Annotated in this window: 24 protein-coding genes and 4 tRNA genes; 25 read left to right on the forward strand and 3 right to left on the reverse strand. The window is 67.0% G+C overall.

Annotated features, from left to right (window positions below; translation table 11 throughout):
* Nucleotide 1: 1 nt before the first annotated feature.
* Nucleotides 2–1,273, reverse strand: coding sequence for a geranylgeranyl reductase family protein (locus tag NAM01S_RS29295; protein WP_067791409.1), 1,272 nt, complete (start codon nucleotides 1,271–1,273; stop codon nucleotides 2–4).
* Between the two features lie 187 nt (nucleotides 1,274–1,460).
* Between NAM01S_RS29295 and NAM01S_RS29300 the strand changes: the two genes are divergently transcribed.
* Both NAM01S_RS29300 and htpX read left to right on the forward strand, forming a co-directional pair.
* Nucleotides 1,461–2,483 carry a polyprenyl synthetase family protein gene (locus NAM01S_RS29300; RefSeq protein ID WP_067791412.1) on the forward strand — a complete coding sequence of 341 codons (1,023 nt, stop codon included), beginning with the start codon at nucleotides 1,461–1,463 and terminating at the stop codon, nucleotides 2,481–2,483.
* Nucleotides 2,484–3,092: 609 nt separating this feature from the next.
* Nucleotides 3,093–3,971 carry a zinc metalloprotease HtpX gene (gene htpX, locus NAM01S_RS29305; RefSeq protein WP_067791414.1) on the forward strand — a complete coding sequence of 293 codons (879 nt, stop codon included), beginning with the start codon at nucleotides 3,093–3,095 and terminating at the stop codon, nucleotides 3,969–3,971.
* A 7-nt stretch (nucleotides 3,972–3,978) separates the two neighbouring features.
* Here the strand turns inward: htpX and NAM01S_RS29310 are convergent, their stop codons facing one another.
* Entirely contained in the window at nucleotides 3,979–4,470 is a 492-nt protein-coding gene (locus NAM01S_RS29310) for a YajQ family cyclic di-GMP-binding protein (protein ID WP_067791415.1), read from the reverse strand.
* A gap of 174 nt (nucleotides 4,471–4,644) precedes the next feature.
* On the opposite strand from NAM01S_RS29310, the gene NAM01S_RS29315 reads away from it, so the two are divergent.
* The 12 genes from NAM01S_RS29315 to NAM01S_RS29370 all read left to right on the forward strand — a co-directional run bounded on the left by NAM01S_RS29315 (nucleotide 4,645) and on the right by NAM01S_RS29370 (nucleotide 10,990).
* Nucleotides 4,645–4,727 (forward strand) — tRNA-Tyr (locus NAM01S_RS29315).
* Between the two features lie 651 nt (nucleotides 4,728–5,378).
* Nucleotides 5,379–5,451, forward strand: a tRNA-Thr gene (locus NAM01S_RS29320).
* 82 nt (nucleotides 5,452–5,533) lie between these two features.
* Nucleotides 5,534–5,609, forward strand: a tRNA-Met gene (locus NAM01S_RS29325).
* A 41-nt stretch (nucleotides 5,610–5,650) separates the two neighbouring features.
* Nucleotides 5,651–5,821 (forward strand): 50S ribosomal protein L33, encoded by a 171-nt coding sequence (gene rpmG / locus NAM01S_RS29330; protein WP_011211653.1) that lies wholly within the window; start codon nucleotides 5,651–5,653, stop codon nucleotides 5,819–5,821.
* A gap of 187 nt (nucleotides 5,822–6,008) precedes the next feature.
* Nucleotides 6,009–7,076 (forward strand): fused (3R)-hydroxyacyl-ACP dehydratase subunits HadA/HadB, encoded by a 1,068-nt coding sequence (locus NAM01S_RS29335; RefSeq protein ID WP_084483414.1) that lies wholly within the window; start codon nucleotides 6,009–6,011, stop codon nucleotides 7,074–7,076.
* Between the two features lie 239 nt (nucleotides 7,077–7,315).
* Nucleotides 7,316–7,388 (forward strand) — tRNA-Trp (locus tag NAM01S_RS29340).
* Nucleotides 7,389–7,419: 31 nt separating this feature from the next.
* A complete protein-coding gene (gene secE, locus NAM01S_RS29345) occupies nucleotides 7,420–7,812 on the forward strand; it encodes a preprotein translocase subunit SecE (RefSeq protein ID WP_067791419.1) in 393 nt (130 codons plus the stop codon).
* Between the two features lie 115 nt (nucleotides 7,813–7,927).
* Nucleotides 7,928–8,704: a transcription termination/antitermination protein NusG gene (gene nusG / locus NAM01S_RS29350; protein WP_067791421.1), complete on the forward strand. Its 777-nt coding sequence runs from the start codon at nucleotides 7,928–7,930 to the stop codon at nucleotides 8,702–8,704.
* A 250-nt stretch (nucleotides 8,705–8,954) separates the two neighbouring features.
* Complete coding sequence (rplK, locus tag NAM01S_RS29355; RefSeq protein WP_067791423.1) at nucleotides 8,955–9,389, forward strand: 50S ribosomal protein L11; 435 nt, start codon at nucleotides 8,955–8,957, stop codon at nucleotides 9,387–9,389.
* Between the two features lie 73 nt (nucleotides 9,390–9,462).
* A complete protein-coding gene (rplA, locus tag NAM01S_RS29360) occupies nucleotides 9,463–10,176 on the forward strand; it encodes a 50S ribosomal protein L1 (protein ID WP_067791425.1) in 714 nt (237 codons plus the stop codon).
* 197 nt (nucleotides 10,177–10,373) lie between these two features.
* Nucleotides 10,374–10,580: a DUF2191 domain-containing protein gene (locus NAM01S_RS29365; RefSeq protein WP_143861420.1), complete on the forward strand. Its 207-nt coding sequence runs from the start codon at nucleotides 10,374–10,376 to the stop codon at nucleotides 10,578–10,580.
* Nucleotides 10,571–10,990: a PIN domain nuclease gene (locus NAM01S_RS29370; RefSeq protein ID WP_067791429.1), complete on the forward strand. Its 420-nt coding sequence runs from the start codon at nucleotides 10,571–10,573 to the stop codon at nucleotides 10,988–10,990. Before NAM01S_RS29365 ends, NAM01S_RS29370 begins: the two co-directional genes overlap by 10 nt.
* 50 nt (nucleotides 10,991–11,040) lie before the next feature.
* Here NAM01S_RS29370 and NAM01S_RS29375 read toward each other — a convergent pair whose 3' ends face one another.
* Nucleotides 11,041–12,663, reverse strand: coding sequence for an MFS transporter (locus NAM01S_RS29375; protein WP_067791431.1), 1,623 nt, complete (start codon nucleotides 12,661–12,663; stop codon nucleotides 11,041–11,043).
* Between the two features lie 447 nt (nucleotides 12,664–13,110).
* Between NAM01S_RS29375 and rplJ the strand changes: the two genes are divergently transcribed.
* The 11 genes from rplJ (at nucleotide 13,111) to NAM01S_RS29430 (ending at nucleotide 24,274) form a co-directional block, all read left to right on the forward strand.
* On the forward strand, nucleotides 13,111–13,644 hold the full coding sequence (rplJ, locus tag NAM01S_RS29380; protein WP_067791433.1) for a 50S ribosomal protein L10: 534 nt from the start codon (nucleotides 13,111–13,113) through the stop codon (nucleotides 13,642–13,644).
* Between the two features lie 60 nt (nucleotides 13,645–13,704).
* Nucleotides 13,705–14,085 (forward strand): 50S ribosomal protein L7/L12, encoded by a 381-nt coding sequence (rplL, locus tag NAM01S_RS29385; protein ID WP_067791435.1) that lies wholly within the window; start codon nucleotides 13,705–13,707, stop codon nucleotides 14,083–14,085.
* A 190-nt stretch (nucleotides 14,086–14,275) separates the two neighbouring features.
* Nucleotides 14,276–15,406 (forward strand): ABC transporter ATP-binding protein, encoded by a 1,131-nt coding sequence (locus NAM01S_RS29390; protein ID WP_067791437.1) that lies wholly within the window; start codon nucleotides 14,276–14,278, stop codon nucleotides 15,404–15,406.
* 97 nt (nucleotides 15,407–15,503) lie between these two features.
* Nucleotides 15,504–16,211: an MlaE family ABC transporter permease gene (locus NAM01S_RS29395; RefSeq protein WP_245910137.1), complete on the forward strand. Its 708-nt coding sequence runs from the start codon at nucleotides 15,504–15,506 to the stop codon at nucleotides 16,209–16,211.
* 105 nt (nucleotides 16,212–16,316) lie between these two features.
* Entirely contained in the window at nucleotides 16,317–17,081 is a 765-nt protein-coding gene (locus NAM01S_RS29400) for an MlaE family ABC transporter permease (RefSeq protein WP_372508068.1), read from the forward strand.
* Nucleotides 17,078–18,424 carry an MCE family protein gene (locus NAM01S_RS29405; protein WP_067791443.1) on the forward strand — a complete coding sequence of 449 codons (1,347 nt, stop codon included), beginning with the start codon at nucleotides 17,078–17,080 and terminating at the stop codon, nucleotides 18,422–18,424. Before NAM01S_RS29400 ends, NAM01S_RS29405 begins: the two co-directional genes overlap by 4 nt.
* Nucleotides 18,421–19,497 carry an MCE family protein gene (locus NAM01S_RS29410; RefSeq protein ID WP_067791445.1) on the forward strand — a complete coding sequence of 359 codons (1,077 nt, stop codon included), beginning with the start codon at nucleotides 18,421–18,423 and terminating at the stop codon, nucleotides 19,495–19,497. Before NAM01S_RS29405 ends, NAM01S_RS29410 begins: the two co-directional genes overlap by 4 nt.
* On the forward strand, nucleotides 19,497–20,507 hold the full coding sequence (locus NAM01S_RS29415) for an MCE family protein (RefSeq protein WP_067791447.1): 1,011 nt from the start codon (nucleotides 19,497–19,499) through the stop codon (nucleotides 20,505–20,507). The genes NAM01S_RS29410 and NAM01S_RS29415 overlap by 1 nt, the downstream gene beginning before the upstream one ends.
* A gap of 1 nt (nucleotide 20,508) precedes the next feature.
* On the forward strand, nucleotides 20,509–21,780 hold the full coding sequence (locus tag NAM01S_RS29420; RefSeq protein ID WP_067791449.1) for an MCE family protein: 1,272 nt from the start codon (nucleotides 20,509–20,511) through the stop codon (nucleotides 21,778–21,780).
* On the forward strand, nucleotides 21,777–23,036 hold the full coding sequence (locus NAM01S_RS29425; RefSeq protein ID WP_067791451.1) for an MCE family protein: 1,260 nt from the start codon (nucleotides 21,777–21,779) through the stop codon (nucleotides 23,034–23,036). Before NAM01S_RS29420 ends, NAM01S_RS29425 begins: the two co-directional genes overlap by 4 nt.
* Nucleotides 23,033–24,274: an MCE family protein gene (locus tag NAM01S_RS29430; protein ID WP_067791453.1), complete on the forward strand. Its 1,242-nt coding sequence runs from the start codon at nucleotides 23,033–23,035 to the stop codon at nucleotides 24,272–24,274. Before NAM01S_RS29425 ends, NAM01S_RS29430 begins: the two co-directional genes overlap by 4 nt.
* Nucleotides 24,275–24,282 lie beyond the last annotated feature (8 nt).

The raw sequence follows: 24,282 nt of genomic DNA on the forward strand, positions 1-24,282 counted from the left end.
CTCAGGTGAAGGGAGGCAGGTCGTCGTAGCGCATGGACGCCCGTCCCGCGAGCCGCCATGCGCGCGCGGTGATGTCCAGGTCCTCGTCGGTGACCAGGTTGCCCATCACGCGAACCGCGGTGCGCTGCAAGTACTTCGAGCGCATCACCGGAGGGCCGCCGGTCGGGACCATGCGGGGATGGGTGGCCAGGCCCGCGATCCGGCGCGCCGCCGAGAACGTGCGACCGTAGCGTGCGCGCAGCAGATCCGGCCACAGGCCGGTGAAATCGGGGGCGTCCAGCAGGTCGGCGAGCATGTGCCCGCCCTCGAGGCCGTAGTCGATGCCCTCGCCGTTGAGCGGGTTCACGCAGCCCGCGGCGTCGCCGATCAGCACCCAGTTGCGGCCGGCCACGTTCGACACCGCGCCGCCCATCGGCAGCAGCGCCGAGGCCACCGCGCGCAGCTCACCCTCGAACTGCCACTCCTCGTAACGCTGCGATGTGTAGTGGCGCAGCAGCGGTTTCAGCGCGATGTGCGAGGGCCGACGCTCGGTGGCCAGCGAGCCGACGCCGATGTTGACCTCGCCGTTGCCCAGCGGGAACACCCAGCCGTAGCCGGGCACCAATTGGCCGTCGGCATCGCGCAATTCGAGGTGCGAGGTGATCCACTGATCGTCGCTGCGGCCGGACTTGATGTAGGCGCGCGCCGCGGTGCCGTACGCGAACCGCCGGTGCCAGACGCGGCCGAGCAGCTTGCCGACCGGTGAGCGCACGCCGTCCGCGACGACCAGGATGTCGCAGGCGATCTCGCGCGACCCCTCGGCCGTTCGCACCGTCACACCCGTGACACGGTCACCCGCGCGGGTGACATCCACCACCTTCGTGCCGTCCACCATCCGCGCGCCGGACTTCACCGCCGTTTCGCGCAGCTTGTCGTCGAGTTCGGTTCGCGCGACGGCACTTCCGTAGCTCGGAAATCCGCCGCCCGGCCAGTTGAGCAGGGCTTCTCTGCCGAAGCCTGTCATCCGAAGGCCGTGGTTGACCGTGTGCGCGCGCAGCCACTCGCCGAGACCGAGGTGTTCCAGCTCCTTGGTCGCCCGCGGCGTCAGACCGTCGCCGCAGGTCTTGTCCCTCGGGAAGACCGCGGCGTCGGTGAGCAGTACGTCGCGGCCGGCGCGTGCGGCCCAGGCAGCCGCGGCGGAACCGGCCGGACCTGCGCCGACGACGAGAACTTCGGCGCGATCGGGCAGCGGGTTTCCCCCGCGGTCCTCGGCTGAGACATCCGGTGCACCCATGCGCTCAATACTTGCAGGACAGCCGGATCGGTGTCGACGCAGGACCGCTCGCCAGGTCGGCCGATCGGGCCACGCCCAAGTGTGGAAAAGTGTCTGATACACCGCATAGTGACGGTGTTCATGGGCCGCGCGGACTGAACACGCTAGGTTCTCTACCGTGGGGTCGGACGCGGCGCTGGGAGATGAGATGAGCACATCGGCTGTTAGTGATGAGAGCACGGTGGTCGCCGGGGTCGAACTCGGAGACCCCGAGCTCGCGGCGAGCGTCCGCAACGGCCTGGAAGAGGTCGAGAAACTCCTGATCGCCGAACTCTCCGACGGCGAGGACTTCCTGCAGGACGCGGCACTGCACCTGGCGCGGGCTGGCGGCAAGCGGTTCCGTCCGCTGTTCACCATCCTCACCGGCCAGCTCGGTCCGCGCCCCACCGATCCGGCTCTGATCACCGCGGGCACCGTCGTCGAACTCGTGCACTTGGCCACGCTGTACCACGACGACGTGATGGACGAGGCCCCGATGCGCCGCGGCGCGCCGAGCGTCAACTCGCGCTGGGGCAATAACGTCGCGATCCTGGCGGGCGACTACCTGTTCGCGCACGCCTCGCGCCTCACGTCCACGCTCGGCCCCGACGCGGTCCGCATCATCGCCGAGACCTTCGCCGAACTGGTCACCGGCCAGATGCGCGAGACCGTCGGCGCCCGCGACTCGCAGGACCCGGTCGAGCACTACCTGCGCGTCGTCTGGGAGAAGACCGGGTCGCTGATCGCCGCGGCCGGTCGTTTCGGCGGCACCTTCTCCGGCGCGCACCCCGAGCACATCGAGCGGCTGGCCCGCCTCGGCGACGCGGTCGGCACCGCCTTCCAGATCTCCGACGACATCATCGACATCTCCTCGGCCTCCGAACAGTCCGGCAAGACCCCCGGCACCGACCTGCGCGAGGGTGTGCACACCCTGCCGGTGCTCTACGCGCTCCGCGACGAGGGCGCCGAGGGCGACCGGCTGCGCAAACTGCTCGCCCGTCCGCTGGAAACCGACGAGGAGGTCGCCGAGGCGCTGGAACTGCTCGCGCACTCGCGCGGCATGGTGCTCGCCAAGGAGAAGCTGCAGGGCTACGCCGACCTGGCGCACGCCGAGCTGTCCGCGCTGCCCGCGGGCCCGGCCAACGATGCACTCGAACAGCTGGTTCGCTACACCATCGAACGCGTCGGCTGAGTTTTTGGCGCGCTGGCGCGCGCGTGTTCGCGGCCTTTATGTCTCGCTGCCCAGCGGTCGAGACTCGCGACTTCGTCGCATGCGCTTCGACCGCTGGGCAGCGAGACGGCCGCGAACGGTCGCTCGTCGGGCTCGCTCCGTGCGGGGCTGGGAGCGGCCGGATGGTGCGTTCGTGAATGTGGTTTGGCGGGCTGCAGAGGGTTGCTCGTCGGTTGGGAAGCGAGACGGCCGCGAACGGTCGCTCGTCGGGCTCGCTCCGGGGTGGTTGGCAGGGTGTGGATGGTGCGTTGGCGGTCGTGGTGCGGCGGGTCGGGAAGCCACACGGGGTCGAGACTCGCGACTTCGTCGCATGCGCTTCGACCGCTGGGCAGCGAGACGGCCGCGAACGGTCGCTCGTCGGGCTCGCTCCGGGGGTGGTTGGTAGGGCGTGGACGGTGCGTCGGCGATCGTGGTGCGCCTCGGCCCGAAGCCCGCAGCGGGCTTGTCGTCGGTCATCCCGGCAGTACCCGGGGTCGATCATCGTCGGGAGCTAGCAGGAACTTTCCCCCGAAATCTATCGTTGATCTCGCATAACGAACTCGACGGACGGGGGAGTGGGCAAGGAGACCTATGCACGGGCACGGGTATGCGAACGGATTGAAGACATTCGGTCTGATGGTCGGGCTCTCGGCCATCATCGTGTTCGCCGGGGCAATGTTCCGCAGCCCGACGATCCTGGTGATCTCCATCCTGCTGGCCGTCGGCATGAACGCCTGGGCCTACTTCAACAGCGACAAGCTCGCGCTCAAGGCGATGCACGCGCAGCCGGTCAGCGAGCTCGAAGCGCCCGTCATCTACCGGATCGTGCGGGAACTCGCGACGACGGCGCGCCAGCCGATGCCGCGGCTCTACATCAGCCCGACCAACGCGCCCAACGCCTTCGCCACCGGACGCAACCCGCGGCACGCCGCGGTCTGCTGTACCAGCGGCATCCTGCAAATCCTCGACGAACGCGAACTGCGCGCGGTGCTCGGCCACGAACTCTCGCACGTCTACAACCGCGACATCCTCATCTCGTCCATCGCGGGCGCGCTCGCCGCGGTCATCTCCGGCCTCGCCAACCTCGCGTTCTTCGCCTCGGCCTTCGGCGGCCGCGGCAACGGCGGCCCGAACATCATCGGCGTGCTGCTCGTCTCCCTGCTCGGCCCGATCGCCGCCACCCTGATCAAGCTGGCCGTCTCCCGCTCCCGCGAGTACCAGGCCGACCAATCCGGCGCCGAACTCACCGGCGACCCGCTCGCGCTCGCCTCGGCACTGCGCAAGCTGGAACGCGGCGTACAGGCCGCCCCGCTGCCCCCTGAGCCGCAATTGACGGCCCAGTCGCACCTGATGATCGCCAACCCGTTCCGCACGGGCGAGCGGGCCGCACGCTGGTTCTCCACGCACCCGCCGATGGCCGAACGCATCGCCCGGCTCGAGGAAATGGCGGGCGGCCCGCGCAACTACTGACCGTGGCCTATCGGTAGTTGACGAACTGCAGCGCGATACCGAAATCCTCGCCCTTCAGCAGCGCGATCACGGCCTGCAAGTCGTCGCGCTTCTTGCTGCTCACCCGCAGCTCGTCGCCCTGGATCTGCGCCTTCACACCCTTCGGGCCCTCGTCCCGGATCTTCTTCGAGATCTTCTTCGCCTTCTCGGCATCGATGCCCTGCACCAGGCTGCCGGTGATCTTGTACGTCTTGCCGGAAGCCACCGGCTCGCCCGCGTCGAACGCCTTCAGCGAGATGTCCCTGCGGATCAACTTCTCCTTGAACACCTCGAGCGCGGCCTTCACCCGCTCCTCGGCCTCGGCCGTCAACACGATCTTGTCCTCACCGGACCACTCGATCTTCGCGCCCGTGCCGCGGAAGTCGTAGCGGGTGTTCAGCTCCTTCTCCGCCTGATGCAGAGCGTTGTCGACCTCCTGCCGGTCGACCTTGCTGACGACATCGAAAGACGAATCGGCCACACTACGCTCCTGTTCCTGACGGTCCGACGGGCTCACTGCACCGGTGCAACCGGCATCGTCAGTTCTACCCGGAAGCCCGACCGTAGTCCCGTCGCAGGGCCGTTGGCCAGCCGGTTTGCATTCGACACCGGGGTTCGTTGTATTCTGCTCTGCGCGCCGAGAAAGCGCACGTAAGGCAGGTTGCCCGAGCGGCCAATGGGAGCAGACTGTAAATCTGTCGGTGAAAGCCTACGTAGGTTCGAATCCTACACCTGCCACTCCACTCACAAGCGAGCCCTACATGCAGAAAGCGCATGTAGGGCTCGCTTCGTATTGACTGTGGGGGTGCAACCCCCACACCCCGCCCGGCGGGGCTTCGCCCCCCGGGCCCCCCCTTGCAGTGGTTGCGTTTGTGGGGAAGTGCGGTTGGGGTCTTGGTTGGTTTTCGAGGTGGTTTCGTTGGTGCCGCCACGACGCACATGTCGATGATTCCCGCGCCTCGAATGTCTTTGATCGGCGATCTGTGAACCGTCCATCCGGGGAAGTGAAGATCACAAACTTTGAGCCGCCCAGGTCGGCCGTAACGGACGAGCGCGCGGCGAGCGCGTATCCGCGCGGAGTTCTACCTCTCTCGATCAGCTCTCGACGTCCTTCGATCGGTCGCTGACAACAGGTCGATTCGGCGCCCTGCGGCCTGTTCCTGCGAGCGCGATGCGTGGTGCTGGAGGGTAGGGCGGTCGGTGTCTCGAGCTCTTGCCGAGCGGTGTGGTGCGGGGTGGCGCGCCGAGGGCGATTTTCGGGTCTTTCGCGTGCGGTGAAAACTGGCTCTGACCTCGGAATTTGGAAGTGTGAGCGTTGGGTGTGTAATCTCGTTCAAGACTTCGCCGCCCCGGGGCCGAGAAGATGGGTCTCGGTGCGGAAGTAGTCATGCCCCCTTAGCTCAGTCGGCAGAGCGTTTCCATGGTAAGGAAAAGGTCAACGGTTCGATTCCGTTAGGGGGCTCGCCGGATTGCCGGTGGTGACCGACTCGGCATCGCACCCATGGTCGTGGGGCTGGGCTCGCACCACTGCAATGCGACGCCGTGGCGGTGTAGCTCAGTCGGTAGAGCAAACGACTCATAATCGTTGTGTCGCCGGTTCAAGTCCGGCCATCGCTACCAAAACCGATTACGCCCATCAGGTACCGGAAAGAAGGAAAGTCGTGGCCGCGAAGTCCACCGATGTCCGGCCAAAGATCACCTTGGCCTGCGAGCAGTGCAAGCACCGCAACTACATCACCAAGAAGAACCGGCGCAACGACCCGGACCGGCTGGAGCTGAAGAAGTTCTGCCCGAACTGCGGCACGCACCGGGCGCACCGCGAATCCCGCTGATCCCACCCACGCGTGAAACTGCCGCGTGAAGGGCAACCGGGACGCTGATCCCGGGATCTCGGAACCGTGAAGCTGTGCAGGGCCGGACATCAGTCCGGCCCTGAGCGCTTTCTACGGGTCGGGTGCGGTGGTGAACGCTCGCCGACCCCGGGGTGCGGGGTCAGATAGGTACATTCCTCCCGTGACAATCAACACCGGTACAGAAGAAGCGGTCCAGGCGAGCGAGGCGGACCTCGACCCCGCCGCCCACGCCGCGGCGATGGTCGGTCACCACTACCGCGTCGACGACTACTACGAGGTCGGCCGCGAGAAGGTCCGCGAATATGCCCGCGCCGTGCAGGACTACCACCCGGTGCACTGGGACGAGGACGTCGCCGCCGAATACGGCTACGACGGCCTCCTCGCGCCCCTCACCTTCATCTCCCTGGTCGGCATTCTGGCCCAGCGCAAGCTCTTCGAGCGGATCGTCACCGGCTACGACCTCAGCCAGATCATGCAGACCGACCAGATCCTGGAATTCCACCGGCCCATCCGGGTCGGCGACCAGCTGACCTGCGACGTCTACCTGCACTCCTTCCGGCAGGCGTTCGGCGGCGACATCATCGTCACCAAGAACATCGTCACCGCGCAGAACGACGAACTGGTGCTCACCACCTACACCACGCTCGTCGGCCGCAGCGGCGCCGACATCGACCCCAACCTCACCGGCGCCGTCCGCAACGTGCTCATGCACGGCATCGGCGAGGAAGCGCCGGACCACCACCCACGCACCGCGGCCAAGAGCCAGCAGCCCGCCCCGATCACCGTCATCCCTGAGGTCGCGCCGAGCAAGCACGCGATCAATTTCGAGGACGTCTCCGTCGGCGACGAACTGCCCACCCGCATCGTCCGCCTCACCCGCGGCGACCTGGTCAACTACGCGGGCGTCTCGGGCGACGCGAACCCCATCCACTGGAGCGACGACGTGGTCAAGCTCGTCGGCCTGGACAACGTGGTCGCGCACGGCATGCTCACGATGGGCCTCGGCGGCGGTTTCGTCACCTCCTGGCTCGGCGATCCCGGCGCGGTCAAGGAATACAACGTCCGCTTCACCAGCCCGGTCTACGTCGGCGCCGACGAAGCGGCCGAAATCGAGTACACGGGTAAGGTGAAGTCCGTGGATCCGGAGACGCGGACCGCGGTCGTCGCCATCGTGGCGAAGTCGGCGGGCAAGAAGATCTTCGGCCGCGCGACGGCCACCGTGCAACTGGCCTGACCTGGTCGATCGACCCTGATTGGCTATTGGCCTAGGCGGTAACGTACACTCAGGTTCTCTGGGGTTCACCAGCCGCTGCGCGCTGCTCTGTGGGGCTGGTTCCAGGCGGTCCGGAGGACGATCTCCGAAGGACTGCCCATGGGAGCCGGCAACCGCCGAAGCAGCGCGCGTGTTGTGTGGACCGGAGTGACAACTGAATACAGACAATGGTCGGACATCGAGTTCCACCGTCCGACCAAAGGGGCGTAGCTCAATTGGCAGAGCAGCGGTCTCCAAAACCGCAGGTTGCAGGTTCAAGTCCTGTCGCCCCTGCCCTTAAGCCAGCGACGGAGAGAGGATCGACGTGAGTGACGAGCGGGAACCTCGCCACGGCGCGGCCGACGAAGGCGATGGCACCGCCGCGGTGAGCCGGCCGAGCGGAAAGCGGTCCGCCCGGCGGGCCCGTTCTGGCTCCACGTCGGCCGACACCGGCTCGATCGCCACGATCGACCGGACGTCGCTGAAGAAGGACAAAACTGCCGGAAAGGCCAAGCGCGAAGGATCGGGTAATCCGTTCAAGCGTTTGATCAAGTTCCTGCGAGAGGTCATCGCGGAACTGCGCAAGGTGATCTGGCCCAACCGGAAGCAGATGGTCACCTATACGAGCGTTGTTCTGGTGTTCGTGGTCTTCATGGTCGCGTTCATCAGCGGGTTGGATGTGGCGTTCGTCAAGGGTGTCGACTGGCTGTTCGGCTAGTAGTACGACGCCGACGCCGGTAGCCGATCCCGGGGGCGGACCGGCGGGAGCAATCCGCCGCGCCCGGCCCGGCACGCAGAGGATATACGTGACGACACAGGAAGCGAGTGCCCCAGTGAGCACCCCGGAGAACGACACAAACGACGAGTTCCCGGTCGACGACGCAGTGGTGGAGCCCGCCGAGAACGAGGCGGAAGACGCCGCGGCCGTCGAAGAAGCTGTGGTCGAGGAATCCGCACCCGCTACCCCGATCGACGCCGAGCCCGCGGATCCCGTCGCCGAGATGAAGGCCGCGCTGCGGCGCGCCCCTGGCGACTGGTACGTCATCCACTCCTACGCCGGTTACGAGAACAAGGTGAAGGCCAACCTCGAGACCCGCGTGCAGAACCTGGACCTCGAGGAGTACATCTTCCAGGTCGAGGTGCCGACCGAAGAGGTCACCGAGATCAAGAACGGCCAGCGCAAGCACGTCAACCGCAAGGTGCTGCCCGGCTACATCCTGGTTCGCATGGAGCTCAACGACGAGTCGTGGGGCGCGGTGCGCAACACCCCCGGTGTCACCGGGTTCGTCGGCGCCACCTCCCGGCCCTCGCCGCTGTCCATCGACGACGTGGTGAAGTTCCTGGTCCCGGCCGCCCAGCAGAAGAAGGCACCGGCCGCCGCTGCCGCCGCCGCGAGCGCCGAAAGCGCCGCCGAGGTGGCCCCCAAGCCGGTCATCGAGGTCGACTTCGAGGTCGGCGAGTCGGTCACCGTCATGGACGGCCCGTTCGCGACGCTGCCCGCCAGCATCTCCGAGGTCAACGCCGAGCAGCAGAAACTCAAGGTGCTCGTCTCGATCTTCGGTCGCGAGACGCCGGTCGAGCTGGCGTTCACCCAGGTCGCGAAGATTTAATCCCACCTCCGCCCTCGCCCCGGCCGCCGGGACCGAGGGCGGAGTGCGTCCGACCGGTTGGGCGCGGGGCCGGGCAACCGGCCCACTCGAAGGACGAGGGCACGCCCCCCGGTAAGGTGTATGGGTTCGTGCGCGGATCCGAACAGCGTCAGCCGGATTCGTTCGCGAGCGCCGGGCCGCGTGCCCGGCTGCGGGCAGCGCCCGCGACAGGCTTACGGCAACCGTAAGGACCCGAAACCAAGGAAGAAAGATGCCCCCCAAGAAGAAGAAGCTCGCCGGGATCATCAAGCTGCAGATCCAGGCCGGCCAGGCGAACCCGGCTCCGCCGGTTGGTCCCGCCCTCGGTCAGCACGGCGTCAACATCATGGAGTTCTGCAAGGCGTACAACGCGGCGACCGAGTCGCAGCGTGGCAACGTCATCCCGGTCGAGATCTCCGTTTACGAAGACCGGTCCTTCGACTTCAAGCTGAAGACCCCGCCCGCCGCCAAGCTGCTGCTCAAGGCCGCAGGCGTGCAGAAGGGCTCGGCCGAGCCGCACCGCACCAAGGTCGCCAAGGTGACCATGGACCAGGTTCGCGAGATCGCCAAGACCAAGATGGAAGATCTCAACGCCAACGACCTGGACCAGGCGGCGAAGATCATCGCGGGCACCGCGCGCTCGATGGGTATCACCGTCGAAGCCTGAGCCGGAACTCGGTGGGAGGGTCGGCCAGACCCGGAAACCACTTCTGAACCAAGAACTTTAAGGACAGAGAATCATGGCAAAGCGAAGCAAGGCGTATCTCGCCGCGGCCGAGAAGGTCGATCGCACCAAGCTGTACTCCCCGCTGGCCGCCGCGCGCCTGGCGAAGGAGACCGCGACCACCAAGACCGACGCGACCGTCGAGGTCGCCGTCCGTCTCGGCGTCGACCCCCGCAAGGCCGACCAGATGGTCCGCGGCACCGTCAACCTGCCGCACGGCACCGGTAAGACCGCCCGCGTCATCGTGTTCGCGGCCGGTGAGAAGGCCGCCGAGGCCGAGGCCGCCGGCGCTGACGCCGTCGGCGCCGAGGACTTGATCGAGCGGATCCAGGGCGGCTGGCTGGACTTCGACGCCGCGATCGCCACCCCGGACCAGATGGCCAAGGTCGGCCGTATCGCGCGTGTCCTCGGCCCGCGCGGTCTGATGCCGAACCCGAAGACGGGCACGGTCACCACCGACGTGACCAAGGCCGTCAACGACATCAAGGGCGGCAAGATCAACTTCCGCGTCGACAAGCAGGCCAACCTGCACTTCGTGATCGGCAAGGCCTCCTTCGAAGAGGCCAAGCTGGTGGAGAACTACGGCGCCGCGCTGGACGAGATCCTGCGTGCCAAGCCGTCGACCGCCAAGGGCCGCTACGTCAAGAAGGTGACGGTCTCGACGAACACCGGACCGGGCATCCCGGTGGACCCGAACCGCACCCGCAACCTCCTCGAAGAGGACGCGTAAGCAGCACCGAGGTCTCCTGACCTCACCACCGCCGAGGGCGGGAACGCAATCGCGTTCCCGCCCTCGGCGCATTCTTCGGCCTGTCCGCGGGTAGCGGGCCCCCTGTTCGGGTATCGGATTGAGAGCAATGCGGACATCTATCTGGCTGCCGGACTGATATCGCGCTACGCTTATTGCGGATATGAGGAGGCCCTTTCATGGCGAAGACCAGCGTAGACGTAGATATGGCGAAGTTGGATCGTGCCAAGGAAATCCTCGGCACCGAGACACTTCGCGACACCATTGATGCCGCTTTTCGCGAGGTGATTCGGATCGACTCGGTCCGCAAATTGGTTGGCCTCGCCGAAGACGGTGCCTTCGCGGCGCTGCTGGAGCCGGACGCCGAGGATCGCCTGTGGGGGTGACGCGGTACCTCGCCGACAAGAGCGCACTGGCGCGACTGCATCTCGCCCCCGTCCGAGATGTGTTGGTCCCCTTGATGGATCGTGCCCTGGTGCATATCTGCGGAGTCACCGAGTTGGAGATGTTGTACTCGGCGCGCAACGCTGATGACCGAGCCCGTATCCGGGGAGTCCTGCACGAATCACTCGAATGGGTGGAAACTCCCGAGGACCTCTGGACGCAGGCGTCGGACTTACAGTCGCTGCTGACGGACAAAGCTCAACACCGGTCCGCCTCGATCGCCGACCTCGTCGTCGCGGTGACCGCGGAGACCCATCGGCTGACGGTGCTGCACTACGACAACGACTTCGACACCATCGCGTCTCATACGGGGCAGCCGACATCCTGGGTTGTCCCTGCTGGATCGGTGTGACGGCCGGCTGCAGCGTCGAGTGCAACCGGCCGCCGTTGTGCGGACCGAGCCTATTCCCGCTCGCCGTCCGCCGGTTCAGCGGGTTTGCGCCAGCCCAGCAGGACCGACTCTCCGCTCTGCGCACCCCAGGGCAGGAAGATCGCGACGAGTAGCGCGCAGACCACGACGGCGCCCGCTGCGACGAGGGAGGCCGCGTGCGAACCCTGGAGGGCGGCGGTTTTCATTGCGGTGATGAGGTTTTCGCGCTGGGCTTCGAGGAACGCGGGGAGTTCCTGTTTGCGGAGTTCCAGCACGCTGAGCGGGCTGGCCGCGACCAGGCTCTTCTGGTCCTCGTTCATCAGGGTGCTCGGCACGCGGACGAGCAGCGGTTCGACCCGGGTCGTGTAGTAGGAGGCCACGATCGAGCCGAGGACGGCGACGCCGAGGGTGCCGCCGATCTCGCGGGTGGTGTCGTTCACCGCCGAACCCGCGCCCGCCTCGTTCAATGGCAGTGAGCCCATGATGGATTCGGTGGCCGGGCCCTGGACGATGGCCAAGCCGAGCGCCATCGACACCATCGAGGGCAGCACATCGGTGACGTAGCCGCTGTCCACCGTGACCTGGCCGCCCAGGTAGAGGCCCAATCCGGTGAGCAGCAGGCCGAAGACGATCACCGGCGTCGTGCCCCAGCGTTGCGCGAGCAACGTCGCGACGGGCGCGCCGATGGCGACCGAGAACGCGAACGGCAATGATGCGATGCCGAATTCGAGCGGCGTGTACTCGCGCACCCCTTGGAAATATTGGGTGATCAGGAACAGAAAGCCGAACATCGAGAAATAGCCGACGGCAATCGACAACGCGGGCATCGAAAAACGCCGATTGCGGAACAAACGCATATCCAGAATCGGTGCCGCAGTGCGTAATTCCCACGCGATGAACGCGGCGAGCAGCGCGACGCCGAGCGCGCCGGCGGTCAACGTGGTGACCGACAGCCAGCCGTAGTGCGGCGCCTCGATGATGGACCAGACGAGCAACGTGATGCCCGCGATGGACAGCGCGATGCCGGGCAGATCCAGCCTGCCGACGTGCGCGGACCGCGATTCGGGCACCCACAGCAGCGTGGCGACCAGCGCGACCAGCGCGACCGGCACGTTGATCCAGAAGACCGAGTGCCAGCTGAAGTGCTCGAGCAGCCAACCGCCGGAGATCGGGCCGATGGCGATCGCGAAGCCCGCCATGGCCGTCCACGCCGCGATGGCCAGCGCGCGTTCGCGCCGGTCGGTGAAGATGTTGATGATCAGGGCGAGGGTGGCGGGGAAGACGGCCGCGGCGAACACGCCCATGGCCGCGCGGGCCGTGATGACCGCGCCCATCGAATCCGACAGTGCGCCACCGACAGACATGACGGCGACGCCGACCAGGCCGATTGCCATCACCCTGCGGCGTCCGTAGCGGTCGCCGAGGTTGCCGAAGGCCAGCAACAGTCCGGCGAAGGTCAGGGTGTACGCGTCGACGACCCATTGCAGGCCGCTGACACCGGTGGCCAGCTCGACACCGATCGAGGGGAGGGCCACGTTGACGATGGTGTTGTCGAGGACGACCAGCAGTTCGGCGAGGCAGATGACTGCCAGGGCGAGAAAGCGCTGGTTGCGTCGTTCCAGCAACACCGGTGGATCGACTATGGAGGTTGCCATAGTTCAGCAGCCAATCAGATATCTGTCACTCTTGGTAACACTTGTTGCTCGCGATATCCGACACATCGGCCGTGAAAAGTGACGTGCGGCACAACAACTCGATCGCCGAAGGGTCCCGATTTGCACCGAGTCGGGGGCCGTTTTGGCAGATGAGGGGGACGCCAGGTACTGTGGGCGTCAGTTATCGACGAGTTCGATCGCTACCCAATCCGTTCTACCGAAGACCGTTGGTCGCCGATCCCGCATGGGTTCGGTCGAAGGTCCGGCGACATTGCCGGCGGCCCACGCAGGGAGAACCGAGGCTGGGAGTCGATTCGAGTCCTGTGACTCGTGTTGATCTTTCCTTCGCGCCCCGGAACGCCTTGCGTCCGGGGCGTTCGTTTTGTCGCCGGGCTCTCGGATCGGTAGTTCGTGTACACGAACCGACATCCAGAGAGGAGGCGAAGTATGGCAAAGGCTGAGAAGGTCACCGCGGTCGAGGAGATCGCGGAACAGTTCCGGAACTCGACGGCCACCGTTGTCACGGAATACCGTGGCCTGTCGGTCGGCAAGCTCACCGAACTGCGGCGTGCGCTCGGCGCGGAGGCCACGTACTCCGTCGCCAAGAACACCCTGGTCAAACGCGCCGCCGCCGAGGCGGGCGTGGAGGGCCTCGACGACTTGTTCGTGGGACCGACCGCCATCACCTTCATCCAGGGTGAGCCGGTCAACGCGGCCAAGGCGCTCAAGACCTTCGCCAAGGACAACAAGGCGCTCATCATCAAGGGCGGCTACATGGACGGCGCCGCGCTGTCCGTCGCCGAGGTCGAGAAGATCGCCGACCTGGAGACCCGCGAGGTCCTGCTTGCCAAGCTGGCCGGCGCCCTCAAGGGCAACCTCGCCAAGGCCGCGGGCCTCTTCAACGCTCCCGCTTCGCAGGTGGCCCGCCTGGCCGCCGCGCTGGAGGAGAAGAAGCGCGCCGAAGGCGGAGCCGCCGAGTAATTCCCCCTGTGCGCGGGCGGAACGCCCCCACGGACACCAACTACCGAAAGGAAAACAACAATGGCCAACGTTGACGAACTGCTCGAGACCTTCGGCAACATGACCCTGCTCGAGCTGTCGGACTTCGTCAAGAAGTTCGAGGAGAAGTTCGAGGTCACCGCCGCTGCTCCGGTCGCCGTCGCTGCCGTCGGTGGCGCTGCCGCTCCGGCCGAGGCCGCCGAGGAGCAGGACGAGTTCGACGTCATCCTCGAGGGTGCCGGCGACAAGAAGATCCAGGTCATCAAGGTGGTCCGCGAGATCGTCTCCGGCCTGGGCCTGAAGGAAGCCAAGGACCTGGTCGAGGGTGCCCCGAAGCCGATCCTGGAGAAGGTCGCCAAGGAGGCCGCCGAGGCCGCCAAGGCGAAGCTGGAAGAGGCCGGCGCCAAGGTTTCGGTCAAGTAATTCCACGAATTACTTCGAACGGGCGGTTCCCCAATTCGGGGGACCGCCCGTTTCGCATTTCTCGCGAACATGCGCGCGTGATTGTCGAAATGCGCGAGCCGGATCGGCTTACTCTAGAGTCAGGTTGGGGTGTGCCCCGTCTCCCTCATGGGTTACAGTGACCGAACCCACTGTGACGTGACGCACCGCGATGACCGAGCGCGGTTCGCCGGTGGGCTGCTCGCTGAGAAAAGTGGAGGTTGGCGTGGGCGTCGAGGTCAGGACCGAGGGTGTAACCAAGTCCTTCGGTTCGCAGCGAATTTGGCAGGATGTCAGTCTGACCTTGCCCTCCGGCGAGGTGAGCGCCCTACTCGGTCCCTCGGGTACCGGTAAATCGGTGTTCCTGAAGTCGCTGATCGGCCTGCTGCGCCCGGAGCGCGGCTCGATCTACATCGACGGCACCGACATCACCACCTGCTCCAACAAGGAGCTCTACGAGATCCGCAAGCTCTTCGGCGTGCTCTTCCAGGACGGCGCGCTGTTCGGCTCGATGAACCTCTTCGACAACGTCGCCTTCCCGCTTCGTGAGCACACGAAGAAGAGCGAGTCCGAGATCAAGAAGATCGTCATGGAGAAGCTCGAGCTCACCGGTCTGCTCGGCGCCGAGGGCAAGCTGCCCGGCGAGATCTCCGGCGGTATGCGCAAGCGCGCCGGTCTGGCCCGCGCCCTGGTGCTCGACCCGCAGATCATCCTGGTCGACGAGCCCGACTCCGGCCTGGACCCGGTCCGCACCTCCTACCTGTCGCAGCTGCTGATCGACATCAACGCGCAGATCGACGCCACGATCCTGATCGTCACGCACAACATCAACCTGGCCCGCACCGTGCCGGACAACATCGGCATGCTGTTCCGCCGCCAGCTGGTCATGTTCGGCCCGCGCGAGGTGCTGTTGACCTCTGAGGAGCCGGTGGTCAAGCAGTTCCTCAACGGCCGCATGATCGGCCCGATCGGCATGTCCGAGGAGAAGGACGAGGCCCAGATGGCGCGCGAGCAGGCGCTCGTGGACGCAGGCCATCATCACGGTGGCGCCGAAGAGGTCGAGGGCATCATCCCGCAGATGAAGGCCACCCCGGGTATGCCGGTTCGCCAGGCGGTGATCCGCCGCAAGGCGCGCGTGATGGAGATCATGCACACCCTGCCGCACGCCGCGCAGGTGGCGATCCGCGAATCGATGGCGGAGAACGACGACACACAAGTGATGTCGTACAACGCCTCGTCCGCCCCCAGCTACCAGGGCGACTCTTTCGACACGACCGTGCGCCACAACACAACCAACGGGTAACATACCGCCCGTGAACTCGACTCTGGCGCGCGTGCGGACTCCAGTCGAGTCGGCGTTTGCCCAGGCGGGCAACGTTTTCGCGCTCTTCGTCGACGTCATGCGCAAGATGTTCCGCCGCCCGTTCCAGTGGCGCGAGTTCATCGAGCAGTCGTGGTTCATCGCCAGCGTCTCGATCTTGCCGAGTGCGCTGGTGGCCATTCCGTTCGGCGCGGTCGTCGCGCTGCAGACCGGTTCGCTGATCAAGCAGCTCGGCGCCGAGTCGTTCACCGGAGCCACCAGCGTGCTCGCCACCGTGCAGCAGGCCGCGCCGGTGGTGACGGCGCTGATCATCGCGGGCGCGGCCGGGTCCGCGGTCGCCGCCGATCTCGGCGCGCGCACCATCCGCGAGGAGATCGACGCCATGGAGGTGCTCGGCGTCGATCCGGTGGCGCGGCTGGTCGTGCCGAGGGTGCTCGGCATGACGCTGGTCGCCGTGCTGCTCAACGGGTTGGTGTCGGTCGTCGGCATCGCGGGCGGCTATTTCTTCAACGTGCTGCTGCAGGGCGGAACGCCCGGCGCGTACCTCTCGTCGTTCTCCGCGCTCGCGCAGCTGCCCGACCTGTGGATCGGCGAGATCAAGGCGGCGATCTTCGGTCTGCTCGCCGGGGTGATCGCCGCGTACAAGGGGTTGCATCCCAAAGGGGGGCCGAAAGGAGTCGGTGACGCGGTGAACCAATCCGTGGTGATCACATTCCTGGTCCTCTTCTTCGTCAATCTCATTCTCACGCTGGTCTACCTGCAGGTCGTCCCGGCCAAGGGCTCCTGACAGATGGCCACCTCCTACCGCAACCCGGTGCTCGCCAGATCGGCCCGCCGGGCGGGACAGATCGCGCGCGGACCGCTCAACGTGATCGACCGCGCGGGCGAGCAGATGTCGTTCTACTCGCGCGCCATCGCGTGGATTCCGCGCACCGCGGTGCACTACCGCAAGGAGGTCATGCGGCTGCTCGCCGAGGTGACCTTCGGCTCCGGCGCGCTCGCGGTGATCGGCGGAACCATCGGCGTCATCGTCTTCATGTCCGGCTCGGTCGGCGTCGTCGTCGGCCTGCAGGGCTTCAAGGCGCTCGACGCGCTGGGCAGCTCCGTGCTCACCGGCTTCCTCACCGCCTACATCAACACCCGCGAAATCGCCCCGCTGGTCGCGGCATTGGCGCTCTCGGCGACGGTGGGCTGCGGCTTCACCGCCCAACTCGGCGCGATGCGGATCTCCGAGGAGATCGACGCGCTCGAGGTGATGGCGGTGCCCGGCGTGCCGTTCCTGGTGACCACCAGGGTGATCGCCGGTTTCCTCGCGGTCATCCCGCTCTACATCGTCGGCCTGCTCGGCGCGTACTTCGCCTCGCGCTCGGTCAGCATCTGGTTCAACGGCCAATCCAGCGGTTCCTACGACCACTATTTCAGCCTGTTCCTGCCACCGGAGGACGTGCTCTATTCGTTCCTCAAGGTGCTGATCTTCGCGTTCGTGATCATCCTTGTGCACTGCTACTACGGCTTCACCGCCACCGGCGGACCCGCTGGCGTCGGCGTCGCCGTCGGTCGCGCGGTGCGCGCCGCGATCGTGCTGGTGAACATCCTCGACTTCTTCCTCAGCCTGGCGATCTGGGGAACGACCACGACCGTGCGGGTGGCGGGATGAGTACGCGGGCCTGGCGGTCCACGGAGAAGACTCGGGTGCGGCTGCTGGGGATCGCGTTCTTCGTGATCGTCGGGCTGTTCCTGTGGACGACCGTCGCGATCTACAACAAGCAGTTCGTCAGAACCGTCGACGTCGATCTGGTGACCGACAGCGTGGGCAACGTGCTGAGCAAGAACGCGGACGTGAAGGTGCGCGGTGTTCCGGTCGGGGAGGTGCGGTCGAGCCGGTCCGAGGGCGGCAAGGTCACCCTGGACCTGGCCATCGATCCCGCCAAGGCGCAGCAGATTCCGGTGAACGCCACCGCGCGGCTGCTGCCGAAGACACTGTTCGGCGAGCGCTACGTCGACCTGGTGATCCCCGAGGACCCCAGCCCGCAGCATCTGACCGACGGCGTCACCCTGTACCAGGACGCCAGCGGCAACGCCATCGAGATCAGCAAGCTGCTCGACGATCTGCTTCCGCTGTTGCAGGCGATCCCGCCGCAGGACCTGGCCGCCACCCTCGGCGCGCTCTCCCAAGCGTTGTCCGGTCAGGGCTTGGCCCTCGGCGAGACTGTGGACAAGCTGGACACGATCTTCCGCGACATCAACGGCGTGCTACCGGAACTGCGCGAGGGTCTGCGCACCTTCGCCGAGACCGCCGCGGTGTACTCCGACGCCGCGCCGCAGATCATCGACGCGCTGGACAACCTGCGCACCACCAACGCCACCATCGTGCAGCGGCGATCGGACATCGACACCCTCTACGCCACGCTCACGCCGACCTCGTCGAGTGCCGCCGACTTCTTCCTCGTCAACCGCGACAACATCATCGACGTCTCCGCCGATTCACGGCCCGCGCTGGAACTGCTCGCCATGTACTCGCCGAGCTACCCCTGCGCGCTGGCCAACTTCGCGAAGATGAAGCCGCGCATCGACGAGCTCTTCGGCATGGGCACCGACCGGCCGGGCTCCCGGGTGACGATCGAGCTCACCAACACCCGCGGCAAGTACCTGCCCAACCAGGACGAGCCGCGCTGGCTCGACACCCGCGGCCCCTGGTGCCTCCCCGAATATCCGGTGAACGTCGACCCCGGCCAGTACACCGGTGGACCGAACAACGACGGCTCCTACGCGGTGCCGAGCCGCTACCCGGGCGACCAGGACAGCGGCAAACTGCCCGTGCCGCAGTTCGGCGTCTACCCGGCCGCGCAGGTGCCGACGCTGGCGGGCTCGCCGGGGGAGCGGCAGTCGCTCGGCGCGATCTACGGTGCGGCGCAAGGGGTCTCGCCGGACGCGGTGCCGAGTTGGGTGACCAGGATCGCGGCGCCCGCGTTCCGCGGCAGCGAGGTGACGGTCCGATGAGGGAGAAGTTTCGCGGGCTCGGCGGGCCGCTGACCAAACTGATCGTCTTCGTCGCGGTGACACTGTTCGTCACCACGCTGCTCGGTCTCTCGATCGCCAACTACACCGGCGGCGGCACGCTGTTCAAGGCCAGGTTCACCGACGTCACCGCGCTCAACCCGGGCGACGAGGTGCGTATCGCGGGCGTCCGGGTCGGCAAGGTCACCGACATCGCGATCGTGGACAAGCGGCTGGCCGAGGTGAAATTCGAACTCACCGACCGCGATTGGCTGCCCGCCTCCACCACCGCGACCATCCGATACCGGAACCTGGTCGGTCAGCGCTACATCGCGCTGGAGCAGGGCGCAGGCGAACAGGGCCGCAAGCTCAACGAGGGCGGCACCATCCCGCTGGAGCAGACCAGGCCCGCGCTCAACCTGACCACGCTGTTCAACGGTTTCCGTCCGCTGTTCCGCACGTTGACCGCCGAGGACGTGAACAAGCTCTCCTACGAGATCATCCAGGTCTTCCAGGGCGAGCAGGGCACCATCCGCGACCTGGTGACCAGCACAGCGAGCCTGACCAACAAGATCGCCGACAAGGACGCGGTCATCGGCGAGCTGGTGGAGAATCTGACCGCCGTGCTGGAGACGGTCAACGAGCGCGACGACCAGTTCGACCAGCTCATCGTCAACACCGAGGCACTGGTCTCCGGCCTGGCCGCCGAACGCGACACCGTCGGCCGCTCGATCAGCTCGCTGGGCGACCTGACCACGGCCACCACGGAGCTGCTCGTCCCCACCAGGCCTTCGCTGCAGGGCACGATCGCCGGACTGAACCAGCTCACCGGGACGCTGAACGAACGCTCCGACGAGGTGAACCAGGCGCTGGCCACGTTGCCGGTGAAGATGGAGAAGCTCGGTCGGGTGGGCAGTTACGGCTCCTGGTTCCAGTTCTACCTGTGCGGTATCGACATCGTGGTCGGACCGGGCGCGGTGGACGCGCCGCAGCTCAACCTGCCCGCGAGCCTGCCGACGATCAACCAGCCGCTGTACACCAACGCCGCGCCGCGCTGCCACGGGAAGGCCCGCTGATGGACGATCGCATCCTCCTCGGCAAGCGCAGCCCGGTCTTCCTCGGCGTGCTCGGCCTTGCCATGGTCGTGCTCGTGACGATGTCGGCGTTCGCGCTGGACCGGCTGCCGATCATCGGCGCGGGCACCAGGTACACCGCCGAGTTCTCCGAGGCCGCGGGACTGAAGAAAGGCAACGAGGTCCGCATCGCGGGCGTGAAGGTCGGCTCGGTCGCCGATGTTCGTCTGGCGGGCGACCGGGTGGTCGTCGAGTTCCGCACCAAGGACGCCTGGATCGGCAACGAGACCACCGCCTCCATCCAGATCAAGACACTGCTCGGCCAGAAGTACCTCGCACTCGATCCGCGCGGCTCCCGCCCGGCCGACCCGGAGAAGCCGATCCCGTTGTCGCGCACCGTGTCTCCCTACGACGTGATCGACGCGTTCTCGGACGCGGCGGCCAATATCGAGGAGATCGACACCGAACAGCTGGCCACCAGCATGCGGGTGCTCGCCGACGCGTTCGAGACGACGCCGCCGGAGATCCGCGGCTCCATCGACGGCGTCGCGCGGCTCTCGGAGACGCTGGCCAAACGCGACGAGGAACTGAAGCGGCTGTTCAAGGCGACGCGCCGGACCACCGAGGTGCTCGCCGACCGCAACGCCGAGTTCGAGCGGCTGCTCGCCTCCGGCGGTCAGCTGCTCGCCGAGCTGAACATCCGGCAGCAGGCCATCCACCAGCTTCTTGTCGGCGCCAAGTCGGTGTCGGCAGAGCTGAGTGCGCTTGTCGCGGACAACTCCGAGCAGATCGGTCCGGCGCTGACCAACCTGGCCGCCGCGATCGAGATGCTCAACGACAACCAGCAGAACATCTCCAAGACGCTGGAGCTGGCTGCGCCCTTCTACGGCCTGTACGCCAACGTGCTCGGCACCGGCCGGTGGTTCGACGCGGTGATCGTCAACCTGCTGCCGCCCGCACTGCCGGAGATCCCCGGTTACCGGGATCCGGTCCGCGACATGGGAGGTAACTGACGTGGCCGCGAGCTGGCGCAGCGATCCGCTCACCGCGTTCCGCGAGTCGGGGCGGGGCACCAAGATCGGCGTTGTCCTCGGCGTCGTCCTGGCGTTGGTGGCCGGGTGGGTGCTGTGGTGGGGCTACGACCGGCTGACCACCACCAGGATCACCGCCTACTTCGACAGCTCGGTCGGCATCTACGAGGGCTCCGACGTGCGCATCCTCGGCGTGCCGGTGGGTCGGGTCGAGTCGGTGGAGCCGATGGGCGACCAGGTGAAGGTCGTGCTGGGCGTCGACCGCGGTTACGACGTGCCCGCCGACGCGCAGGCCGCGCAGATCATCCCGTCGGTCGTCGCGGACCGCTACATCCAGCTGACGCCGGTCTACCGCGGCGGGCCGAAAATGGGTCGCACCGCGACGATTCCGCGGGAACGCACGGTCACCCCGGTCGAGGTCGACGAGCTCTACCGGAGCATCGCAGAACTCAGCGACGCGCTCGGCCCGGACGGCGCCAACCGAGAGGGCGCGGTGAACGAGCTGGTGCGCACCTCGGCGGCCAACCTGGCGGGCAACGGCGAGGCGCTGGCCAACAGCATCAGCCAGCTCTCCGGAGCGGTCAGGTACCTGTCCGAGGCGCGCGGCGACATCTTCGAGACCGTGAAGCACCTGCAGAACTTCGTGAGCATGCTGGCGCGCAACGATCAGCAGGTGCGCGAATTCAACGCGCAGCTGGCCGATCTCGCCGGATTCCTGGCCGACGAGCGGCAGAACCTCGGCGAAGCGCTGCACCTGCTCTCGATCGCGCTCGGCGACGTCGCCCGGTTCATCGACGACAACCGCGCGCTGGTCGCGGAGAACGCCGCCGCGCTGACCACCCTCACCAAGACGCTTGCCGACCAGCGTGACGACCTGGCCGCCGCGCTCCCGGTGATTCCGCTCGCGCTCAGCAACCTGATCAACATCCACAACGCCGAGTCCGGCACCCTCGACATGCGCGCCAATTTCACCGATCTGCAGGATCCGTTCGGCACGGTCTGCCGGATGCTCGACCTGTCGAAGCTGATGCCGGGCGATCCGCGCTTCGAGGCGCTCGGCCGTCAGATGCGTCCGCTGCTGGACCACTGCAAGGAGATCACCGACCAGATCACCGCGGGCGTCAAGACGCCGACGCTGATCCTGCCGTTCGGCATCCTCTCCGGGGAGAACCAGCAGCGCGACCCGGTGCCCGGCACGGTGCCTGGCACGCCGTCGAACCAGTTGCCGCCGTCCGAGCAGGGAGGTGAGCGATGAGAACGACCATCGCCCGCGGGCTGAGCGCGGGAGCGCTCGCGGTCTCGGCCGCGCTGATCAGCGCGTGCGCTGCCGACGGCATCTACAGCGTTCCGCTGCCCGGCGGTGCCGACGTCGGCCCGCATCCCATCCACATCGACATCCACTTCGACGACGTGCTCGACCTGGTGCCGCAGTCCGCGGTGAAGGTCGAGGGCGTGCCGGTGGGCCGGGTCGAGGACATCGTGCTCGCGGGGGACGGCTGGACCGCCAGCGTCCGCGCGCTGATCGACTCCTCGGTCGACCTGCCCGCCAATGCCAGGGCCGAGGTCAGGCAGTCGAATCTGCTCGGCGAGAAGTTCATCGAGCTCTCGCCGCCCGTCGCGGACCCGGATCCGGCGCGGCTGACCGATGGCGCGGTGATCCCGATCGAGCACACCCGCCACGCCACCGAGATCGAGCAGGTGCTCGGCGCCATGTCGCTGCTGCTCAACGGCGGCGGCGTCGCGCAGCTGCAACCGATCGTCAGCGAGCTGAACAAGACCTTCGGCGGCCGCGAGGACCGGGTTCGTTCGCTGCTCGAGCAGGCCAACACCCTGATCGGCGGGCTGAACGAACAGGTGGACGACATCACGCGGGCCATCGACGGTCTCGCCACGCTCAGCAGCCGGGTCAGCACCCAGACCGAGGCGATCGGCAAGATTCTCGACGAGCTGCCCGAGGGTATCCGGATCCTGGAAGAGCAACGGCCCGAATTGATTTCGCTGCTCGCCCAGCTGGACCGGTTGGGGCAGGCGGGCTTCGACGTCATCGACACCGCCAAGGACGACCTGATCCGCGATCTGAACTCGCTGCGCCCGACGCTGCAGGAACTCGGCCGCTCGGCGCCGGACCTGGTGACCGCGTTTCCGCTGATTCCGACCTACCCGTTCCCCGATTCCTCGTTGGAGGGCACCTTCGGCGGCCAGGTCAACACCTGGCTCTCGGTGGACCAGCAGATCGGCGTCACGCTGAGCAATCTCGGCGTCGGCAAACCGGATCCGGTGTACATCCCGCCGCCCTACGGCCCGCCGGTCAACGTGGACCCGTCCAACCCGTACTACGGCGGCAACGGTCCGCGCCCCGGCTGGCCGACGGTGTCGCTGATACCGCTGCCGCCGACCATGGCGCCGCTGCCGGCCCCTGGCGTGCCCATGCCGAACCCGCTCGGCCCGCTGCTCGAACAGCTGGGCGTGACGCCGCCCGGCGGCGCCGAGGCAGGAGGTGCGCCGCGATGACCCGGCTCGTTCGCAATCAGCTGGTCGTCTTCCTGGTGATCGCCGTGATCGGCGTGATCTTCGTGGGCGCCAAGTACATCCGGCTCGATCACATGCTCGGCTTCGGCCACTACGAGGTACGCGTCGACGCCGAGCAGACCGGCGGCATCTACAAGGGCGCCGAGGTGACCTATCGCGGCGTCCCGGTCGGCCGGGTCGGCGACTTGGCACTCACCGACGAGGGCGTCAGCATGACGCTGGTCATCGACTCGGACTCGCCGCGGATCCCGGCCTCGGCCGAGGCGGTGGTGGCCAACCGGTCGGCCATCGGCGAGCAGTACGTCGATCTGCGGCCGGACAGCGACAGCGCTCCGTACCTGAAGGAGGGCTCGGTGATCAGCGGGGCGCGGACGCCGATCCCGGTGGAACAGCTGGTCTCCAGCGTCGACCACTTCACGAGGACGGTGGATCTGGAGGCGTTGAACACCACCGTCACCGAGCTCGGCAAGGCCTTCGACGGCAAGGGCGACGATCTCCAGGTCCTCTTGCAGACGCTCAACGAGTTCACCACCACGTTCCACGAGACGCTGCCCGAGACGATCCAGCTGATCCGCGACGGCAGGGTGGTGTTCGGCACCCAGGCCGAGCAGGCCGACGCCATCCGGCGCTTCAGCGACGGACTCGATCGGCTCACCGCGCAGCTACGTGCCAGCGACCCCGCGATACGCAGACTGATCGGCACCGGCGCCGACGCGGGCGAACAGATCGGCGCCCTGCTCGACGAGAGCGGTGGCGCGCTCACCGAGGACCTGGCCAACCTGCGCGTGCTGATGCAGGGCATCTCGCCCAAGTTCTACGCGCTGCGTCCGCTGCTACAGATGCTGCCGCAGCTGTCCCTCGGCGCGTCGGCGACCGCGCCAGGCGACGGCACCAGCCACTTCGGCCTGGTGCTCGAGACCAACAACCCGCCGGCCTGCACCGTCGGCTACGAGGGCACCCAGCGCATTCTCGAGCAGATGAAGGCGGAGAACCCCGACTTCGACGACACCCGCGACGAGTTCCCGTTCAACACGGAGGCGAAATGCCTTGTGCCGTTCGGCAATCCGACCGCGGTCCGGGGCGGCGAGCGGGCCGAGCTCGCCGATCCGAGCATCGTGCAGCCGTGGGACGACAACCCGAAGGTCGACCCGGAGAAGCTGAACCTGAACCCGATCGCCGTGCAGCTCGCCACTCTCATGGGAGTCACGCCGAAGCGGTGACCAGTAAG

The organism is Nocardia amikacinitolerans NBRC 108937, from assembly GCF_001612615.1.
In the GTDB taxonomy this organism is placed as follows: Bacteria; Actinomycetota; Actinomycetes; order Mycobacteriales; family Mycobacteriaceae; genus Nocardia; species Nocardia amikacinitolerans.

Coding starts and splice junctions, on each gene's coding strand:
- rplJ (WP_067791433.1), top strand. CDS start 13,111: ATGGCAAAGGCTGAGAAGGTCACCGCGGTCGAGGAGATCGCGGAACAG.
- NAM01S_RS29405 (WP_067791443.1), top strand. CDS start 17,078: ATGAGTACGCGGGCCTGGCGGTCCACGGAGAAGACTCGGGTGCGGCTG.
- rplA (WP_067791425.1), top strand. CDS start 9,463: ATGGCAAAGCGAAGCAAGGCGTATCTCGCCGCGGCCGAGAAGGTCGAT.
- rplL (WP_067791435.1), top strand. CDS start 13,705: ATGGCCAACGTTGACGAACTGCTCGAGACCTTCGGCAACATGACCCTG.
- NAM01S_RS29425 (WP_067791451.1), top strand. CDS start 21,777: ATGAGAACGACCATCGCCCGCGGGCTGAGCGCGGGAGCGCTCGCGGTC.
- NAM01S_RS29365 (WP_143861420.1), top strand. CDS start 10,374: ATGGCGAAGACCAGCGTAGACGTAGATATGGCGAAGTTGGATCGTGCC.
- htpX (WP_067791414.1), top strand. CDS start 3,093: ATGCACGGGCACGGGTATGCGAACGGATTGAAGACATTCGGTCTGATG.
- NAM01S_RS29295 (WP_067791409.1), bottom strand. CDS start 1,273: ATGGGTGCACCGGATGTCTCAGCCGAGGACCGCGGGGGAAACCCGCTG.
- NAM01S_RS29390 (WP_067791437.1), top strand. CDS start 14,276: ATGACCGAGCGCGGTTCGCCGGTGGGCTGCTCGCTGAGAAAAGTGGAG.
- NAM01S_RS29300 (WP_067791412.1), top strand. CDS start 1,461: ATGAGCACATCGGCTGTTAGTGATGAGAGCACGGTGGTCGCCGGGGTC.
- NAM01S_RS29430 (WP_067791453.1), top strand. CDS start 23,033: ATGACCCGGCTCGTTCGCAATCAGCTGGTCGTCTTCCTGGTGATCGCC.
- NAM01S_RS29395 (WP_245910137.1), top strand. CDS start 15,504: ATGCGCAAGATGTTCCGCCGCCCGTTCCAGTGGCGCGAGTTCATCGAG.
- NAM01S_RS29400 (WP_372508068.1), top strand. CDS start 16,317: ATGTCGTTCTACTCGCGCGCCATCGCGTGGATTCCGCGCACCGCGGTG.
- NAM01S_RS29415 (WP_067791447.1), top strand. CDS start 19,497: ATGGACGATCGCATCCTCCTCGGCAAGCGCAGCCCGGTCTTCCTCGGC.
- rplK (WP_067791423.1), top strand. CDS start 8,955: ATGCCCCCCAAGAAGAAGAAGCTCGCCGGGATCATCAAGCTGCAGATC.
- NAM01S_RS29410 (WP_067791445.1), top strand. CDS start 18,421: ATGAGGGAGAAGTTTCGCGGGCTCGGCGGGCCGCTGACCAAACTGATC.
- NAM01S_RS29375 (WP_067791431.1), bottom strand. CDS start 12,663: ATGGCAACCTCCATAGTCGATCCACCGGTGTTGCTGGAACGACGCAAC.